Annotated in this window: 17 protein-coding genes and 1 tRNA gene; 8 read left to right on the top strand and 10 right to left on the bottom strand. The window is 70.1% G+C overall.

Annotated elements, in window-relative coordinates:
* Nucleotides 1–12: 12 nt before the first annotated feature.
* The gene (locus KZ820_RS16650) at nt 13–1,050 is read right to left on the bottom strand and encodes a Ppx/GppA phosphatase family protein (protein ID WP_219749764.1); all 1,038 of its coding nucleotides are present in this window, start codon (nt 1,048–1,050) and stop codon (nt 13–15) included.
* A 149-nt stretch (nt 1,051–1,199) separates the two neighbouring features.
* Here KZ820_RS16650 and KZ820_RS16645 point away from each other — a divergent pair.
* Nucleotides 1,200–1,273: transfer RNA gene (locus KZ820_RS16645), tRNA-Gln, on the top strand.
* A 253-nt stretch (nt 1,274–1,526) separates the two neighbouring features.
* Here the strand turns inward: KZ820_RS16645 and KZ820_RS16640 are convergent.
* Nucleotides 1,527–2,252 (bottom strand): hypothetical protein, encoded by a 726-nt coding sequence (locus KZ820_RS16640; protein WP_258048279.1) that lies wholly within the window; start codon nt 2,250–2,252, stop codon nt 1,527–1,529.
* A gap of 195 nt (nt 2,253–2,447) precedes the next feature.
* Between KZ820_RS16640 and KZ820_RS16635 the strand changes: the two genes are divergently transcribed.
* Genes KZ820_RS16635 through holA form a run of 4 tightly spaced genes read left to right on the top strand, consistent with a single transcriptional unit; the run spans nt 2,448 to nt 6,935 of the window.
* Nucleotides 2,448–2,882 carry a DUF3576 domain-containing protein gene (locus tag KZ820_RS16635; RefSeq protein ID WP_183922552.1) on the top strand — a complete coding sequence of 145 codons (435 nt, stop codon included), beginning with the start codon at nt 2,448–2,450 and terminating at the stop codon, nt 2,880–2,882.
* 14 nt (nt 2,883–2,896) lie between these two features.
* On the top strand, nt 2,897–5,398 hold the full coding sequence (gene leuS, locus KZ820_RS16630; RefSeq protein ID WP_219749762.1) for a leucine--tRNA ligase: 2,502 nt from the start codon (nt 2,897–2,899) through the stop codon (nt 5,396–5,398).
* A complete protein-coding gene (gene lptE, locus KZ820_RS16625; RefSeq protein WP_219749760.1) occupies nt 5,395–5,925 on the top strand; it encodes an LPS assembly lipoprotein LptE in 531 nt (176 codons plus the stop codon). Before leuS ends, lptE begins: the two co-directional genes overlap by 4 nt.
* Entirely contained in the window at nt 5,922–6,935 is a 1,014-nt protein-coding gene (gene holA / locus KZ820_RS16620) for a DNA polymerase III subunit delta (protein ID WP_219749759.1), read from the top strand. Before lptE ends, holA begins: the two co-directional genes overlap by 4 nt.
* 179 nt (nt 6,936–7,114) lie before the next feature.
* Here the strand turns inward: holA and KZ820_RS16615 are convergent, their stop codons facing one another.
* Genes KZ820_RS16615 through KZ820_RS16590 form a run of 6 tightly spaced genes read right to left on the bottom strand, consistent with a single transcriptional unit; the run spans nt 7,115 to nt 12,650 of the window.
* Nucleotides 7,115–8,035, bottom strand: a complete 921-nt coding sequence (locus KZ820_RS16615) for a ParB/RepB/Spo0J family partition protein (protein WP_219749757.1) — start codon at nt 8,033–8,035, stop codon at nt 7,115–7,117.
* A complete protein-coding gene (locus tag KZ820_RS16610) occupies nt 8,032–8,814 on the bottom strand; it encodes a ParA family protein (RefSeq protein WP_219749755.1) in 783 nt (260 codons plus the stop codon). Before KZ820_RS16610 ends, KZ820_RS16615 begins: the two co-directional genes overlap by 4 nt.
* Entirely contained in the window at nt 8,814–9,422 is a 609-nt protein-coding gene (rsmG, locus tag KZ820_RS16605; protein ID WP_219749753.1) for a 16S rRNA (guanine(527)-N(7))-methyltransferase RsmG, read from the bottom strand. Before rsmG ends, KZ820_RS16610 begins: the two co-directional genes overlap by 1 nt.
* Nucleotides 9,419–11,176 carry a tRNA uridine-5-carboxymethylaminomethyl(34) synthesis enzyme MnmG gene (gene mnmG / locus KZ820_RS16600; RefSeq protein WP_219749751.1) on the bottom strand — a complete coding sequence of 586 codons (1,758 nt, stop codon included), beginning with the start codon at nt 11,174–11,176 and terminating at the stop codon, nt 9,419–9,421. Before mnmG ends, rsmG begins: the two co-directional genes overlap by 4 nt.
* Complete coding sequence (gene mnmE / locus KZ820_RS16595) at nt 11,142–12,416, bottom strand: tRNA uridine-5-carboxymethylaminomethyl(34) synthesis GTPase MnmE (RefSeq protein WP_219749749.1); 1,275 nt, start codon at nt 12,414–12,416, stop codon at nt 11,142–11,144. The genes mnmG and mnmE overlap by 35 nt, the downstream gene beginning before the upstream one ends.
* Nucleotides 12,417–12,650, bottom strand: a complete 234-nt coding sequence (locus KZ820_RS16590; RefSeq protein ID WP_219749748.1) for a DUF6489 family protein — start codon at nt 12,648–12,650, stop codon at nt 12,417–12,419.
* Nucleotides 12,651–12,771: 121 nt separating this feature from the next.
* On the opposite strand from KZ820_RS16590, the gene KZ820_RS16585 reads away from it, so the two are divergent.
* Nucleotides 12,772–13,464: a dienelactone hydrolase family protein gene (locus tag KZ820_RS16585; protein WP_219749746.1), complete on the top strand. Its 693-nt coding sequence runs from the start codon at nt 12,772–12,774 to the stop codon at nt 13,462–13,464.
* A 7-nt stretch (nt 13,465–13,471) separates the two neighbouring features.
* On the opposite strand, the gene KZ820_RS16580 is transcribed toward KZ820_RS16585, so the two are convergent.
* Nucleotides 13,472–13,996, bottom strand: a complete 525-nt coding sequence (locus KZ820_RS16580; protein ID WP_258048278.1) for a thiamine phosphate synthase — start codon at nt 13,994–13,996, stop codon at nt 13,472–13,474.
* Nucleotides 13,997–14,018: 22 nt separating this feature from the next.
* On the opposite strand from KZ820_RS16580, the gene KZ820_RS16575 reads away from it, so the two are divergent.
* Both KZ820_RS16575 and KZ820_RS16570 read left to right on the top strand, forming a co-directional pair.
* Nucleotides 14,019–14,699 carry a YggS family pyridoxal phosphate-dependent enzyme gene (locus KZ820_RS16575; protein WP_219749744.1) on the top strand — a complete coding sequence of 227 codons (681 nt, stop codon included), beginning with the start codon at nt 14,019–14,021 and terminating at the stop codon, nt 14,697–14,699.
* Nucleotides 14,696–15,415 carry an HAD family hydrolase gene (locus tag KZ820_RS16570; protein ID WP_219749742.1) on the top strand — a complete coding sequence of 240 codons (720 nt, stop codon included), beginning with the start codon at nt 14,696–14,698 and terminating at the stop codon, nt 15,413–15,415. The genes KZ820_RS16575 and KZ820_RS16570 overlap by 4 nt, the downstream gene beginning before the upstream one ends.
* Here KZ820_RS16570 and pdeM read toward each other — a convergent pair.
* On the bottom strand, nt 15,377–16,054 hold the full coding sequence (gene pdeM, locus KZ820_RS16565; protein WP_219749740.1) for a ligase-associated DNA damage response endonuclease PdeM: 678 nt from the start codon (nt 16,052–16,054) through the stop codon (nt 15,377–15,379). The two genes, KZ820_RS16570 and pdeM, sit on opposite strands and share 39 nt — an antisense overlap.
* Between the last annotated feature and the right edge of the window lie 54 nt (nt 16,055–16,108).

Below are 16,108 nucleotides of genomic sequence, written 5' to 3'. Positions count from 1 at the left end.
CCGTCACGTGAGTCACGCCTCGGTCTCCATCAGTCGGCGCAGGATGCCCTCCCGGATGCCGCGATCGGCGACGCCGAGGCGCTCCGCGGGCCACAGGTCGAGGATGCCCTCGAGGATCGCGCAGCCCGCCACCACCAGGTCGGCGCGCTCGCGGCCGATGCAGGGTAGCTGCGCGCGCTCGCCGAGCGACATCGCCGCCAGCTCCTGGCTGATCTGGCGCATCGCCGCGGCCGGTGCGATCAGACCGTCGACCTGCGAGCGGTCGTAGCGCTCGAGCCCGAGATGGACGCTGGCCAGCGTCGTCACCGTGCCCGAGGTGCCGAGCAGCCGCGGCGGTGTCGCCGGGCGCGGCAGCCGCGCGGCGAAGGGGGCGAAGCTCTCCGCCACCAACGCGCGCATCCGCTTATAGGCGCGCGCGCGCTCCTCGGCCGAGGCACCGCCGCCCGCGCTCTCGGTGAGCGAGACGACGCCCCAGGGGGCGGAATGCCAGTCGCGCACCACCGGGACGGTGGTGTCGGCGTCGATCAGCACCAGCTCGGTCGAGCCGCCGCCGATGTCGAACACAAGAGCCGGGCCGCTCCCGGGCTCGAGCAGGGCGTGGCAGCCGAGCACCGCCAGCCGCGCTTCCTCCTCGGCCGAGATGATGTCGAGGTGGATGCCGGTCTCGGCGCGGACCCGCGCGATGAAGTCGGTGCCGTTGCTGGCGCGGCGGCACGCCTCGGTCGCGACCGAGCGCGCCAGCGTGACGTTGCGGCGGCGCAGCTTGTCGGCGCAGACGCGTAGCGCGGCGATGGTGCGCTCGATCGCGGCGTCGGACAGCGCGCCGTTATGCGCCAGCCCCTCGCCGAGCCGGACGATGCGCGAGAAGGCGTCCACCACCGCGAAGCCGTCGCCGTGCGGCCGCGCGATCAGCAGCCGGCAGTTGTTGGTGCCGAGGTCGAGCGCGGCATAATGCCGCGCGCCGCCGCGCGCGGAGCGCGGCTGGGGTCGGGCCGAACGGGCAGGGGCGTCTCCCTGCCGGCGCGGCAATTGGGCGGGGAAGTCCACCATTGCCGTCAAGCTCTCTCGTCTCTTCCGGACGCGATCGGCGCGCGACGCGCGATCACCCGGTGCTTGGTGGTAACGCTACACGTTGCGGTGACGAGCGGCAAGGCGGCCATTGACAGCGCCGCGCGCGCCTTCTAGTTGCGCCCCCCTGTTGCCCCGTCGTCTAACGGCAAGACTACGGACTCTGACTCCGTCAATCGTGGTTCGAATCCACGCGGGGCATCCAGTTACCTGACAGCCGAGATCGCGATGACGCGCTGAAGCTGACGTCGGCGGTCGCGTCGAGGTCGGATGGCGCCGAGCCGCTCCGACAGGCTGCGGCGCCCCAAGTCTTGGCTCTCTTTCAGATGTGGTTCGCGGCGATGCGGCCATCGGCGGGTGTCTCGCGACGCAGGCGGCGCCGCGACAGCCATTGGCGTCGGCGCACTACAAGGCTGACGCTCATGTCAGGCCGCCGATCGAGCACGCGACCGGCCGTCTCAGAATCGGAACGCCGTCCCCACGTACACCGCCTGGCTGTCGCGGCGCTCGTCGTCGATCCGGGTCAGCCGGTCGCGCTCGCTCTTCAGCCGCATGCCGGCGGTCAGGTCGAGGTTGCGGGTGAGCGAGTAGCTGCCGCCGACGTCGAGCGAGTAGGACTGCGGCTCGGCCACCGCGCGCGCGGCGCCCGGCAACGCGCGATCGCTGCTGGCGCTGACCCGTCCGGTCCATTTGCTCGCCGAGTAGCTGAGCGCCACGTCCGCGGCCTCGCGCCCGCCCGGCAGCGCGCCGAGATCGACCTTGGCGAGATCACCCGAGACGGCGAAGCGCTTCCAACCGACCGCGACGCCGAGATTGTACGCGATCGGCGCGACGCCGACGGTGGCGGGCGTCGCCGAGACGAGCCGCGCCTCGTCACGCGCCGTCGACGACGAGCGCGCGCGTACCGCGACGGTGACCGCGCGATTGCCGCTGCGCGACTCGGACGGGGTGAAACGGAAGCCGCTGGCGTCGAGCCCGCCGCGCGCGAACAGGGCCGCCAGCTTGGGGTCCGCGGCGGAGGGTGTGAACGATCCCGCAAGTCGCGGCAGACCGGCGTCGCGGCGCGCCGACTTGGGCGCCGCGTCGGGGGCCCCCAGCGCGGGGACAGCCAGCAGCGCGGCGACCAATGTGGCCCCCGAGACACATGCTGCGATGTGGCGACCTGCGGCCACGATCTCGTCCATCCCCTTTATGCCCGGCGAGTCTGCACGCCGGCCTCTGGAGCGGGCGTAACAGGATTCCGTTCCTTGTCCATCGGGCCGCTGGCTCTTTTCGGAAACTCTGTTGCACTATGTCCACAATGAGGCGCGCTTGCCCGGCGTGAGGGCGGCGGGTAGAGCAGGCGCGATACCCCGTTTTCGCCCTGAAGGACCTTGCCGATGCTCCGCCCCTCGCGCCTCGCGGTTGGCCTGTTCGCCGCCCTTGCCCTGTCCGCCTGCGGCGGCAAGGCGGCGCGCCCCGAGGGTGACCTCGCGGCGTCCAAGGTCACCACGATCGGCGTCAACAGCTATCTGTGGCGCGCCTCGCTCGACACGCTCAGCTTCATGCCGTTGCTGCAGACCGATTCCAACGGCGGCGTCATCGTCACCGACTGGTACGTGAACCCGCAGGTGCCGACCGAGCGGATGAAGGTGACCGTCTCGATCCTCGACCAGGACCTGCGCGCCGACGCGGTCCGCGTCGCCGCGCTGCGCGAGATCAGCCGCGGCGGCCAGTGGATCGCCGCGCCGGTCGAGGCCGCGACGACGCAGAAGCTCGAGGACATCATCCTCACCCGCGCGCGCGACCTGCGCCGCGGCGCGATCACCGGCTGAGGCGCGCCCAGCCGATGGCGTCACGCTTCAACGCGCTCAAGGCCGACACGCACTGGCAGCAGGTGTGGGACGAGTCGCAGACCTTCGCGGCGCGCGATGACAGCCCCAAGCCGCGCAGCTACGTGCTCGAGATGTTCCCCTATCCCTCGGGGAAGATCCACATGGGGCACGTACGCAACTACACGATGGGGGACGTGCTCGCGCGCTTCCGGCGGATGACCGGGCATGAGGTGCTCCACCCGATGGGATGGGACGCCTTCGGCATGCCCGCCGAGAATGCGGCGATGGAGAAGAAGGTCCACCCCGGCGAGTGGACCCGGCAGAACATCGCGGCGATGAAGGCGCAGCTCAAGCGGCTCGGCTTCGCGCTCGACTGGTCGCGCGAGCTCGCCACCTGCGACCCGAGCTATTACGGCCACGAACAGTCGCTGTTCCTCGACTTCTACCGCGCGGGCCTGGTCTATCGCAAGGAATCGGCGGTCAACTGGGACCCGGTCGACATGACCGTGCTCGCCAACGAGCAGGTGATCGACGGGCGCGGCTGGCGCTCGGGGGCGCTGGTCGAGAAGCGCAAGCTGTCGCAATGGTTTCTGCGCATCACCCGCTTCGCCGACGAGCTGCTCGCCGGCCTCGGTTCGCTCGAGCATTGGCCCGACAAGGTCCGGCTGATGCAGGAGAATTGGATCGGCAAGAGCCAGGGGCTGCAGTTCCGCTTCGCGCTCAGCGACGGCGAGAGCGTCGAGGTCTTCACCACCCGGCCGGACACGATCTTCGGCGCCAGCTTCGTCGCGGTCGCGGCGGATCATCCGATCGCGCAGGCGCTAGCCTCGCGCGATCCCGCGGCCGCCGCTTTCATCGAGCGCTGCAAGCAGGGCGGCACCACCGCGGCCGAGCTCGAGACGCAGGAGAAGCTCGGCTACGACACCGGGCTCACCGCGGCCCACCCGCTCGGCGCGGGCGAGCTGCCGGTGTACATCGCCAATTTCGTGCTGATGGAATACGGCACCGGCGCGGTGTTCGGCGTACCCGCGCACGACCAGCGCGACTTCGAGTTCGCCAGCAAATACGCGCTGCCGATCCGACGTGTCGTCGCCGACGGCGAGCGCAGCGACGCCGCGTTCGACGGTACCGAGGCCTATACTGGCCCAGGCCATCTGGTGAACTCGCACTTCCTCGACGGCCTCGCCGTTGAGGAGGCCAAGCGCATCGTCATCGAGCGGGCCGAGCGCGAGGGCTGGGGGCAGGGCTCCACCGTCTACCGCCTGCGCGACTGGGGCGTCAGCCGCCAGCGCTATTGGGGCACGCCGATCCCGATCATCCACTGCTCGGCGTGCGGCGAGGTGCCGGTGCCGCGCGAGCAACTGCCGGTGGCGCTGCCCGAGGACGTCAGCTTCGACGTGCCGGGCAACCCACTCGAGCGCCATCCTTCGTGGAAGCACGTCCACTGCCCGCAGTGCGGCGGCGCGGCGCTGCGCGATACCGACACGCTCGACACCTTCGCCGACTCGTCCTGGTACTTCATCCGCTTCGCCAGCCAGCCCGAGGATCGGCCGTTCGACCGCGCGCAGGCCGAGCGCTGGCTGCCGGTGGGGCAATATATCGGCGGGGTCGAGCATGCGATCCTCCACCTGCTCTACGCGCGCTTCTGGACGCGCGCGCTGCGCCATGTCGGGCTGATCGACCTGGCCGAGCCGTTCACCGGGCTGTTCACCCAGGGCATGGTGACGCACGAGACCTACAAGGCGGCGGACGGCCGCTGGCTCGCGCCCGAGGAGATCGGTGGCGGGGTCGAGCTCGCCACCGGCGCGCCGGTGATGGTCGGGCGCGTCGAGAAGATGTCCAAGTCGAAGAAGAACACGGTCGACCCTGCGCCGATCGTGGATCAGTACGGCGCGGACGCGGTGCGCTGGTTCATGCTCTCCGACTCGCCGCCCGAGCGCGACCTGGAGTGGAGCGAGAACGGCATCGAGGGCGCGTGGCGCTTCGTCCAGCGGCTGTGGCGGCTGTTCGATGCGCTCGGCGAGGGCGAGGCTGGGAAGGGCGCGGACGCCGCGCTCGACCGCAAGCTCCACCAGACGATCGCGGGTGTCGCCGCCGACGTCGAGGCGCTGTCCTTCAACAAGGCGGTGGCCAAGCTGTACGAGCTGGTCAACGCGATCGAGAAAGCGGCGCCGTCGGCCTCGCGCGACGCCGCGGTGCGCACGCTCGTCCAGCTGGTCGCGCCGATGGTGCCGCACATCGCCGAGGAAGCCTGGGCGCTGCTCGGCGGCCAGGGGCTGGTGGCCGACGCGCCCTGGCCGAAGGTCGAGGCCGCGCTGCTGGTCGAGGACGAGGTCATCGTCGCTATCCAGGTCAACGGCAAGCTGCGCGACACGCTGACGCTGCCGAAGGGGCTCGCGCGCGAGGACGTCGAGGCCGCCGCGCTCGCCAATGACAAGGTAGCGCGATTGCTCGAGGGCCGCGCGCCCCGCAAGGTGATCGTGGTGCCCGACCGGCTGGTCAACGTCGTCGCATGACTCGCGCGCTGCCCGGCCTACTTCTGCCCGGCGTGATCGTGCCGCTGTCGCTCGCGCTGGCGGGCTGCGGGCTCAAGCCGCTCTACGCCGGCGGCACGTCCAGCCCGGTCGCGGCGACGCTCGGCAGCGTCGACGTCGCGCCGATCCAGGGCAAGTCGGGGTGGCTGATGGCCAACGCGCTGCGCGACCGGCTCGGCGCGATGGGACAGGGCGGTACCGCCGCCAGATACCGGCTCACCGTGCGGCTCGACGACGATATCGTCGGCCTGGGCACGCGGACCGACGACTCGATCGCGCGCGAGCGGCGGACGCTGCGCGCGCGCTACCAGCTGATCGACGCGGCGCAGGGCACGGTGGTGGTCGACGCCACCGCCGGCTCGGACGCGGGGATCGACGTGGTCGGCTCGGAATATGCCACGATCGCGGCCGAGAACACCGCGCTGGAGCGGCTGTCCGAGACGGTGGCCGATCAGATCGTGGCGCGGCTGGCGCTCTACGCGCGGCGGACGCAGCCGCCGGCGCCATGAAGGCGACCGAGGCGCGGCTCACCGCCGCGCTCGACCGGCCGCCGGCGGACCTCCGCCTCTATCTGCTCCACGGCCCGGACGAGGCGACCGCACAGGCGCACGCCGCGCGTCTGGCGCGGGCGCTGGGGCAGGGCGCCGAGCGGGTCGATCTCGACGGTGCGACGCTGCGCAGCGATCCGGCGCGTCTCAGCGACGAAGCGGCGGCGATCTCGCTGTTCGGCGATCCGCGCTACATTCGCGTCACCAGCGCGGGCGAGGAGGTGCTGGAGGCCGTGGCCGCGCTGCTCGATCTCGAGCGGGCGGGCAACCCGGTCGTGGTGATCGCGCCGTCGGTCAAGTCGACCGGGAAGCTGGTCAAGGCGGCGATCGACTCGGATCGCGCGCTCGCCTTCGCCTGTTATCCCCCCAACGCGCGCGACGCCGCCGCGGTCGTGGCCGAGCTGGGGCGCGCCGAGGGGCTGCGGATCGCGCCCACCGCCGTGCAGCGCATCGTCCGTGCGAGCGACGGCGATCGCGCGGTGATGGCGCGCGAGGTCGAGAAGCTCGCGCTCTACCTCGACGCCGCGCCAGACCGCCCGGCCGACGCCGACGAGGAGGCGCTCGACGCGGTCGGTGCCGACATCGCCGAGGGTGAGATCGGCGACGTGGTGCTCGCCGCGACGGGCGGCGACGTGCCCGCCCTGGTCGAGGGGCTGCGACGGATGGCGGGGGCGGACAGCTCGCCGATCCCGCTGCTACGCGCGCTCGGGCGGCGGCTGCTGGCACTCGCCGACATGCGCGCCGCGATCGATACGGGCGAGGGGGTGGAACAGGTGATGAAGCGCCACCGCGTCTTCTGGCGCGAGGAGGCCAGCACCGCCGCGGCGCTGCGGCGCTGGCGCGTGCCGGCGCTCGCTGCCGCGCTCGCGGCGGCCCGGCGCACCGAGCGCGAGGTGATCGCCGCCGGCCCGGCCGGACGCGTGGTGATGGAGACCTTCCTGCTGCGGCTGGCGCAGCGGGTGGCACGCTAGAGAAGGCAAGGGCCGGGGCAGCGGCCGGGGGTAGGCGACTCGCTGCACCGGCGGTCTCGGTCGTCGAGGACGAACCGTGCTACGGTACGCGCGACGGCCCAGGGTGCCACAGATAAGGACGTGGCTCTACTGCGCTATGGTGACCCTGAGACTTCGAGAGCGGTGTCAGGTCCTGTGGATCATATCCGTTCGCCGCTCAGCCGCTGACACACCATGTCGAGCTGCTCCAGCGAGCTATAATCGAGCGTGATCGAGCCGCGTCCGTCCTCGTTGAAGGCGATATGTACCTTGAGCCCGAGCAGGTCGGCGAGCTGGTTCTCCAGCGCGGCGATGTCGGCGCTGCCGGCGCTCGCCGGCGCCATCCTGCGCGCGCCGCCGGTCGTCTCACGCGGAGCCGCGTTGCCACCGCGCTTGTCGCTGCTGGCGAGCTTCTCCGTCTGGCGCACCGAGAGACCTTGCGTCACGACCTGATCGGCGAGTGCGATCGGGTCATCGGCGCTGACCATCGCACGCGCATGCCCCATCGTCAGGGTGCCGCTCACGACGCGGGATTGGACCTCGTCGGGCAGGTCGAGCAGGCGGAGCAGGTTGGCGACGTGGCTGCGCGACTTGTGCACCGCGCGAGCGAGCGCGTCCTGCGTGTGGCCGAACTCGTCGATCAACCTTTGGTAGGCGCGCGCCTCTTCGATCGCGTTGAGGTCCTGCCGCTGGATATTCTCCAGCAGCGCGATCTGGAGCGTCTCGCTGTCGCTATATTCGCGGACGACGACCGGCACTTCATGCAGCCGGGCGCGCTGCGCCGCACGCCAGCGGCGCTCACCCGCCACGATCTGATAGTCATGGCCATGCGGGCGCACGATGATCGGCTGGATCACGCCGCGCTCAGCGATCGAGGCGGCGAGCTCGTCGAGCGCCGTCTCGTCGAAGTGGCGGCGCGGCTGCTCGGGATGCGGCGCGATCGCCGAGACCGGGATCATTCGTACCGCGCCGCGCGCCGGCGCTTCGCCCGCCTCGCGCTCGTCCTGCGCCACGTCACCCAGCAGCGCGTTCAATCCGCGCCCGAGACCACCGCGCGCGCGTCGCGCTCCTGCATCACTCATGCTGCTACATTCTCCTCTCGCGGCAGGCGCTGGATCAGCTCGCGTGCCAGCGCGATATAGGCTTCGGATCCGCTACAGCGATGATCATAGATCAGCGCAGGCAAACCATGGCTCGGCGCCTCCGACAAACGAACGTTGCGGGGGATGACAGTGTCGAAAACGACCTTGCCGAGCACCGCTCGTACGTCTGCGGAGACCTGCTCGGTGAGCCGATTGCGACGATCGTACATCGTCAGCGCGACGCCTAGGATCGACAGTGACGGGTTGAAGCGCGACCGGATCCGCTCGACCGTATTGAGCAGCTGGCTGAGCCCCTCCAGTGCGAAGAACTCGCACTGGAGAGGAACGAGAAGCGCGTCCGCCGCCACCATCGCGTTGATCGTGAGCAGGCCGAGCGAGGGCGGGCAGTCGATCAGCACGACATCCCAGCTTCGGTCAGCGCGATCGATCGCGCGACGCAGGCGATGCGTGCGATCGCTCGTCTCAACGAGCTCGATCTCGGCACCCGAGAGGTCGACGGTCGCGGGGATGACGTCGAGTTGGGGAATGCCGCTCGGTACCGAGGCCTCCGCGAGTCCGGCATCGTCGAGCAGCACGTCATAGGTCGAGCGCTCGCGCTGCGCCTGCGCGATACCGAGACCGGTGGAAGCGTTACCCTGTGGGTCGAGGTCGATCAACAGAACGCGGTGCCCCGATGCGGCCAACGCGGTCGCGACGTTGATCGCGCTGGTGGTCTTCCCGACCCCGCCTTTCTGATTAGCGATGGCGATGCAGAACATCAGACAGAAACTCCGTCAGCAAGGACGATGAGCGATTCAGCGTCGGTGAGGCTGTGTTCCACGTGGAACATACCCTGCCATCGCGATCGGACGAGATCAATCTCGTCGGCTGCCCCGCGACCGCGGGGAAGTACGAGCCGCGTCTGCGCGTCACGTAGGTGACGGGTCATGCCGAGCAGATCTTCGAGCGAGGCGACGGCGCGCGCTGAGATCACAGAGAAGGCTCGAGAAGGAAGGCTCTCGACCCGGCCCTTGACGACACACACATTGCCTAGCCCGAGTTCATCGCGCGCGGCGGTGAGAAACTCGACCCGCCTGAGGCGCGGTTCAATCAGTGTGACAGGTCGATCACTCAGCAGAGCAATAACCATGCCCGGAAGACCTGCGCCGGTGCCAACGTCCAGCCACTCGCCCGTTCGATCAGCAAGAAGAAGAAGCTGCGCAGAGTCGAGCAGATGGCGTGACCAGATCTGCGCCACGGTCGCGGGCGCGATTAAATTCTGTCTGGCGTTCTCCTGGATCACCAATGAACCAAACCGATCCAGCCGGAGCGCCGCGGCCTCGTCGAAATGGGAAACGACCCATGCTCGCGCCTCTTCCTCGGTCACGCGCTTTTCCGTGCGTGGAGCCATAAAGCCGACAATGCCGCCGGCGTGACACCCCGAACCCTTGACGCCTCGTCCAAGGTGGTCGGACGAGCGATGCTAAGTCGCTCGATCATCTCTGTAGAGAGGCCGGGTATGGCGTGCAGCGCCTCGGACGAGGGGATCCGGACGTCGCGATCGGCGCGCATTCTCGCTATTTCCGCGGCTTGGCGCTCAAGATAGGGTGCGTAGCGTAAATCTTCTGCGATCTCGCTCGACACGTCGGGGTCGACCTCCCGTCGGTCTCCGAGCCGAGCCCGATCGCGCATCTCCTGCCGCCGCTCGAACGATGCACGTCGTTGCTCACGTACCGCACCCGCTGCGATCCCCAGCCCGGTGAGCCGGCTCTCCGCATTGTCCGCTCTCAGCGCGAGCCGGTATTCGGCGCGCGCGGTGAGCATCCGGTAGGGCTCACTCACGCCTTGCAGCACCAGATCATCTACCATCACTCCCATATAGCCGGCGGCGCGGTCGCAGATGAAAGACTCGAGCGAAAGCGCGTGCGCCGACGCATTGAGCCCGGCGATCAGACCCTGTGCGGCGGCTTCCTCATAGCCCGTGCTACCGTTGATCTGCCCCGCGCAGAACAGGCCAGGGAGGGCATGGAGTGCCAGCCGGTGATCCAGCGAGCGCGGATCGAGGTGGTCGTATTCGACCGCATAGCCATAGGTCGTGATAAGCGCTCGCTCGAGCCCCGCGATTGTCGCGAGCAATCGCTCCTGCGTCTCGCGGGAGAGGGATGTCGATATGCCGTTGGGGTAGACAGTGTGATCGTCGAGACCTTCGGGCTCTAGGAAGACCTGGTGCCCGTCGCGATCGCCGAAACGATGCACCTTGTCCTCGATCGACGGGCAATAGCGCGGCCCGCTACCTTTGATCGCACCGGCGAACAGGGGCGAATCAGGCAGTCCGGCCCGAATGACGTCATGCCCCCGTTCGTCGGTGCGCGTGATCGCGCAGGCGAGCTGGGGCAGCGGCGGGTGAGCATTCGGCAGGAAGGACATGCGCCACATGTCTGCGTCGCTCGGTTGCCGTTCGAGCCGGGCCCAGTCGATCGTCCGACCGTCCAGCCGCGGCGGCGTTCCCGTCTTCAGTCGAGTGATGGGAAGATCCAGCGCGCGCAATTGCTGGCTCAACCGATGGCTCGCCCGTTCATCGACCCGCCCGCCGTCGAGCCGCTCTGCTCCGCGGAAAAGTCGGCCCCCTAGGAACGTGCCGGTCGCGATCACCACCGCGCGGCTTCGCACCAAGGAGCCGCTCTCGAGGCGAACGCCGGTGATCGAACCGCCGACCGTCTCCAATTCCACGGCCTCGTCTTGGATGATCGTCAACGAGGCGTAGTCGAGAAGTTGCGCCTGGACCGACTCTCGATAAAGCCGGCGATCGGCTTGGACCCGCGGACCTTGCACCGCGAGACCCTTGGAACGATTGAGCATCCGACGATGGATGGTAGCGTGGTCGGCCGCGACGCCCATCAGCCCGTCAAAGGCGTCAACCTCTCGAACAAGATGCCCTTTGCCGACCCCGCCTATGGAGGGATTGCAGGACATTGCCCCGATCTGCGCGACGCACTGAGTCACGAGCAGAACCGTGGCCCCGCGCCGCGCGGCAGCGGCAGCTGCCTCGGTGCCGGCGTGCCCGCCGCCGATCACGACAACGTCATACTGTTTCACGTGGAACAACTCATTTGCCGAGGCAGAAGCGTCCGAAGAGCGCATCCAGCATCGCCTCGGTCGCGTCTTGCCCCACTAAACCTCCCAGTAGCCGTCGTGCAACGCGCAATTCTTCCGCGCTCATTAGCGGTTCAATTTCGCAAAGTGAGTTCGACAGCGAGTCAGTGACGCCGCGGAGGGCATCGCGCTGCGTTTCCCGCAACGCAACATCGGACCTGAGGGTCAGCTGCTCGCGCGCGTGCGAGGCAAGTAGCTCCCAGAGCCGGTCGATCGATCCGGCACTTTTTGTGGAGACAGATATGTCACCGCCAGGCTCGTGCGCCAAATCCGCCTTTGCAGTCACGTGAACTGCACCCACGGGCGCTGTTGCACGCTCGCCAAGCCAGAGGATGACGTCAGCCTGAGCGCTCAGCGCGCGCGCCCGATCAATACCGATCTGCTCCACGACATCATCGGTGTATTCGGCGAGTCCGGCAGTGTCGCACAGACGGTAGGGGATACCCGAGCGCACGACGTGCGCTTCGATCACGTCACGGGTCGTCCCGGCGATGGGCGTCACGATCGCCGCGTCGCGACCGAGAAGTGCGTTGAACAGGGATGATTTGCCCGCGTTCGGCGGCCCGGCGAGTACCACCAACAGACCGTCGCGCAGCCGCTCCACCGAAGGTTGAGCGAGTAGCGCGACCATCTCGTCACGTACGGCCGCGACGACGGGGCGCCAGGCATCGACGCGGTCGTGGGCAATATCCGCCTCTTCGTCATAGTCGATCGTGGCCTCGATCATGGCAGCGGCACCGCTGAGCGACCGCAGCCAGCCAGCGAGCGTCTCGCCTAGCATACCGTCGCTCGCCGCCAACGCGGCGCGGCGCTGATCCTCTGTCTCCGCTTCGAGAAGATCGGCCAGCCCCTCTGCCTGGTGAAGGTCGATCCGGCCGTTCGTCAGCGCTCGGCGCGTGAACTCGCCCGGCTCGGCCTGCCGCAAACCGGGCTGGTCGGCCAGCGCTGCGCTGACCGCCGCGACCACGGCGCGCCCACCATGAAGGTGCAGCTCGACGAGATCCTCGCCCGTCGCGCTGTTCGGCCCGGGAAACACGAGCACCAGCGCACGGTCCAGCGGAGCGCCGTCGCTGCCGCGGAGTGTCCTCACGGCGGCGCTACGCGGCGGGGGCAGCGGCCCCGCCAACGCCGCTGCCGCCGCCAGCGCATGGCGACCGCTGACGCGCACGACCGCGATCGCCGCGGGCGGCGCGCCACTCGACAGCGCATAGATCGTGTCAGCGTCCACTCAGCCCGACTTGCCGTTGTTGGCCGCGAAAAGCTGACGCCAGAAGTCCATTCCCGCATCGCCTACGGGAGTCCAGCTCCGCATCATCGCGGCCACGGTCTCGGGCGCGACGCGGCCGTCGAGCGCCTCGCGCATGCGCGAGAGATACAGGTCGTGCAGCGGGGTGAGATCGGGCAGGCCCATCATCCGGCGCGCCTCCTCGGGCGTGCAGTCGAGCTCGATCGTCACCTTCATCGCCGCGGCTCCTTGAGCGCGCCCCACGGGCGCGATAGCGTGGCACCGCTTATGCCCGTGATCGTCGAGGCTCCGCAACGTCCGCGGGGTAGCGCGGCGGGCGCCAGGAGAGAGCCCCCGCATGACCGCCCTCGCTACCATCACCGCGCTCGACGGCGGTGACATGCCCGCCTATCGCGCCGATCCCGCCGGCACGCCGCGCGGCGCGATCGTCGTGATCCAGGAAATCTTCGGCATCAACGCGGGCATCCGCCGTAAATGCGACACGCTGGCCGAGGCCGGCTATCTCGCCGTCGCGCCCGACCTGTTCTGGCGGATCACGCCGGGGATCGAGCTCGATCCCGATGTCGCGCCCGAGATGGAGCGCGCGCTGGCGCTGATGGGTGAGTTCGACCAGGACGGCGGCGTCCGGGACATCGAGGCGGCGATCCGCTACGCACGCGCCGAGAGCGGCAAGAAGGTCGGCGCGGTCGGTTACTGCCTGGGCGGCCGCCTGGCTTATATGACCGCGGCGCGCACCGACGTCGACGCGAGCGTCGGCTATTATGCCGTGGGGATCGACGGGCTGCTCGGCGAGAAGCACGCGATCGCGCGCCCGTTGCTGCTCCATATCGCCGGCGCGGACGGCTTCGTCGACGCGGCGACCCAAGGGGCGATGCACGAGGGGCTCGACGATCACCCGCGCGTGACGCTCTATGACTATGCCGGGGAGGATCACGGTTTCGCCACCGAGTTCGGTCGGCGCCGCTCGGACGCCGCGGCCGAGCTGGCCGACGAGCGCACCGCCGCCTTCTTCGCCGACCATATCGGCTGAGGCGCGCTCAGCCAGCGCGCCTGCCCCAGGCGTCGATCGCGGCATAGCCCGCGAAGCCGAGCGCGCGCAGCCGGAGCCGGTAGCGGCGCTCGTCGACCCCGCCGAGCGCGATCGCCGGAACGGGCAGCCCGCGCGCGATCGCGGCGGCACGAAGCGGACCGAGCGCGCGCGCGCCGGGGTGCGAGCGCGTGGCGAAGACGGGCGAGACGAAGACGAGCGTCGCGCCCGCGCGCACCGCCGCGATCGCCTCGCGACGCGTATGCGCGGGCCAGGTCACCAGATCGCTCCCGCGCCGCGCGTGACGGCCGCACTCGCCGCGGAAGGGGGTGGCGCCCGCGCGCACGAGCACCAGCCCGCGCCGACGCGCTACTGCCGCGACCCGCGCGAAGAGCCGCGCTCGCGCGGGCGCGGGCGTGGTGTGATGGCGGAAGACGATCCCGCCGCCGCGCGGCAGCCGCTCCAGCGCGCGCCATAATGTCTCGCCCTGGCGCTCGTCGGTCATCAGCCAGCGGTCGGGGTGGCGGGCGCGCATCGCGCCACCTATAGCGCCGGGCATGATCCAGGACGACCTCTCCCGCGACGCCGAGGCGCGGCTCACCGCGGTGCGCGACCGCATCGCGCGCGCTGCCGGAGTCGCGAAGCGCGCGCCCGCCGACGTGACGCTGATCGCGGTATCGAAGACGCATGACGCCGCGGCGATCCGCCCGCTGCTCGCCGCCGGGGTGCGCGACTTCGGCGAGAACCGCGTGCAGGAAGCGCAGGCGAAATGGCCGGCGCTGCGTGAGGATAATCCCGACGCGCGGCTCCATCTTATCGGGCAGCTGCAGTCGAACAAGGCCGCCGACGCGGTCGCGCTGGCGGACGCGATCCACTCGGTCGACCGGCCCTCTCTGGTCGAGGCACTGGCGCGCGCGATCGCGGCGCAGGGGCGGGCGCCCGACTGTTTCCTCCAGATCAATATCGGTGCCGAGCCGCAGAAGGGCGGCTGCGCGATCGACGAGCTGCCCGCACTGCTGCGTCAGGCGCGCGACGCCGGTCTCCCGATCGCCGGGCTGATGTGCATCCCGCCCGCCGAGCTCGAGCCGGCGCCCTATCTCGCGCTCTGCGCCAAGCTGGCGCGCGACCATGACCTGAAGGGACTGAGCATGGGCATGTCCGACGATCTGGAGACCGCGGTGACGCTCGGTGCCACACACGTCCGCGTCGGCTCGGCGCTGTTCGGGGCGCGGCGATGAGCGTCGCGCCGCCGATCGAGGCGCTGCTGTTCGATTTCGACGGCGTGCTGATCGAGAGCGAGGCGAGCGGCAACCGCCATCTCGCCGATTATCTCACCGACGCGGGCCATCCCACCTCGCCCGAGCAGGCGATGGCGCAGTTCATGGGTCTGTCGGGCGCCGACTTCACCGGCGCGGTCGAGCGCTGGATCGGGCGCCCGCTGCCCGACGACTTTCGCGCCGCGCGCCATGCCGAGGACGAGCGTTGCCTGGCCGAGGGGATCGCCGAGGTGGCTGGGGCGGCGGCGTTCGTGCGCTCGCTGCCCGCGGAGCTGCCGCGCGCGGTGGTGTCGTCGAGCCGCGTGCGCTGGATTCGCACGCACCTGCAGCACCTCGGGCTGCTCGAATCATTCGGCGACCATCTCTATTCCGGAGCGGAGCATGTCGCGCGTGGCAAGCCCGCGCCCGATCTCTACTGGTACGGCGCGGCCCGGCTGGGCGTGCCGATCGAGCACTGCGCGGTGATCGAGGACTCGCCCGTCGGTGCGACCGGCGCGGTGGCGAGCGGCGCCTATGTCATCGGGCTGGTGGCGGCGTCGCATTGCGCGCCCGATCACGCCGAGCGGCTGCGCGCGATCGGGGTCGACGCGATCGCGCGTGACTACGACGAGGTCGCCGCGCTGCTCACGCGACTGCGCTCAGGCGGCGAGTGGGAAGCGCAGCAGTCGATCGGGTAGGGCGACCAGCGCTTCGGCGGGACCGCCCGCGGCGCGGACGATCTCGGGATGGGTCGCGTCGAGGCCGCCGGTGAGCGATCCGAAGGCAGGGAGGATCAGCTTGCGCGGGCCGGCGATGAAGCAGCGCCGCGCCACCAGCTTGCCGCGCACGCGGACGCGCAGCTTCGGGTGAAAATGGCCCGACAGCTCGGGCCGGGTCTCGGCGCGCGCCGCCTCGTGGCGCAGCACGACCCCGTCCACCAGCGCCTCGTCGACCGCCTCGCCGCCGCAGCGGTCGACATAGACGCGGTCGTGGTTGCCGGTGATCCAGGTCCAGCGCGTCGCGCCGGTGAGTCGGGTGAGCAGCGCACGCGCGTCGGCGGGGAGGCGATCGCATCCCTCGACGTCGTGGAAGCTGTCTCCGAGGCACCACAATTCCGCCGGCGCGAGCGAGTCGACCAACGCGGCGAGGTCGGTGAGGGTCGCGATCGAATCGTAGGGCGGGAGCATCTGCCCGCCGCGGGCGTACCAGCTCGCTTTCTCGAGGTGCAGGTCGGCCACCAGCAGGGCGCGCCGTGCCGGCCAGTAGAGCGCGCCCTGCGGCAGCGCGCACCAGTCGTGCCCGGCGAAGGCGAGAGCGGCGAACGGAACGGGAACCATCGTGCGCCGTCCATGCCCGAGCCGCCGCGCGCGTTCAACCATTCGCGTGCGACT

This window comes from Sphingomonas citri, assembly GCF_019429485.1.
Classification (GTDB): Bacteria; Pseudomonadota; Alphaproteobacteria; order Sphingomonadales; family Sphingomonadaceae; genus Sphingomonas; species Sphingomonas citri.
Note: the sequence above shows the minus strand (reverse complement) of the source record. Positions and strands in the feature narration are given on the sequence as shown.

Coding starts and splice junctions, on each gene's coding strand:
- KZ820_RS16650 (WP_219749764.1), bottom strand. CDS start 1,050: ATGGTGGACTTCCCCGCCCAATTGCCGCGCCGGCAGGGAGACGCCCCT.
- KZ820_RS16640 (WP_258048279.1), bottom strand. CDS start 2,252: ATGGACGAGATCGTGGCCGCAGGTCGCCACATCGCAGCATGTGTCTCG.
- KZ820_RS16635 (WP_183922552.1), top strand. CDS start 2,448: ATGCTCCGCCCCTCGCGCCTCGCGGTTGGCCTGTTCGCCGCCCTTGCC.
- leuS (WP_219749762.1), top strand. CDS start 2,897: ATGGCGTCACGCTTCAACGCGCTCAAGGCCGACACGCACTGGCAGCAG.
- lptE (WP_219749760.1), top strand. CDS start 5,395: ATGACTCGCGCGCTGCCCGGCCTACTTCTGCCCGGCGTGATCGTGCCG.
- holA (WP_219749759.1), top strand. CDS start 5,922: ATGAAGGCGACCGAGGCGCGGCTCACCGCCGCGCTCGACCGGCCGCCG.
- KZ820_RS16615 (WP_219749757.1), bottom strand. CDS start 8,035: ATGAGTGATGCAGGAGCGCGACGCGCGCGCGGTGGTCTCGGGCGCGGA.
- KZ820_RS16610 (WP_219749755.1), bottom strand. CDS start 8,814: ATGTTCTGCATCGCCATCGCTAATCAGAAAGGCGGGGTCGGGAAGACC.
- mnmG (WP_219749751.1), bottom strand. CDS start 11,176: ATGCGCTCTTCGGACGCTTCTGCCTCGGCAAATGAGTTGTTCCACGTG.
- KZ820_RS16590 (WP_219749748.1), bottom strand. CDS start 12,650: ATGAAGGTGACGATCGAGCTCGACTGCACGCCCGAGGAGGCGCGCCGG.
- KZ820_RS16585 (WP_219749746.1), top strand. CDS start 12,772: ATGACCGCCCTCGCTACCATCACCGCGCTCGACGGCGGTGACATGCCC.
- KZ820_RS16580 (WP_258048278.1), bottom strand. CDS start 13,996: ATGCGCGCCCGCCACCCCGACCGCTGGCTGATGACCGACGAGCGCCAG.
- KZ820_RS16575 (WP_219749744.1), top strand. CDS start 14,019: ATGATCCAGGACGACCTCTCCCGCGACGCCGAGGCGCGGCTCACCGCG.
- KZ820_RS16570 (WP_219749742.1), top strand. CDS start 14,696: ATGAGCGTCGCGCCGCCGATCGAGGCGCTGCTGTTCGATTTCGACGGC.
- pdeM (WP_219749740.1), bottom strand. CDS start 16,054: ATGGTTCCCGTTCCGTTCGCCGCTCTCGCCTTCGCCGGGCACGACTGG.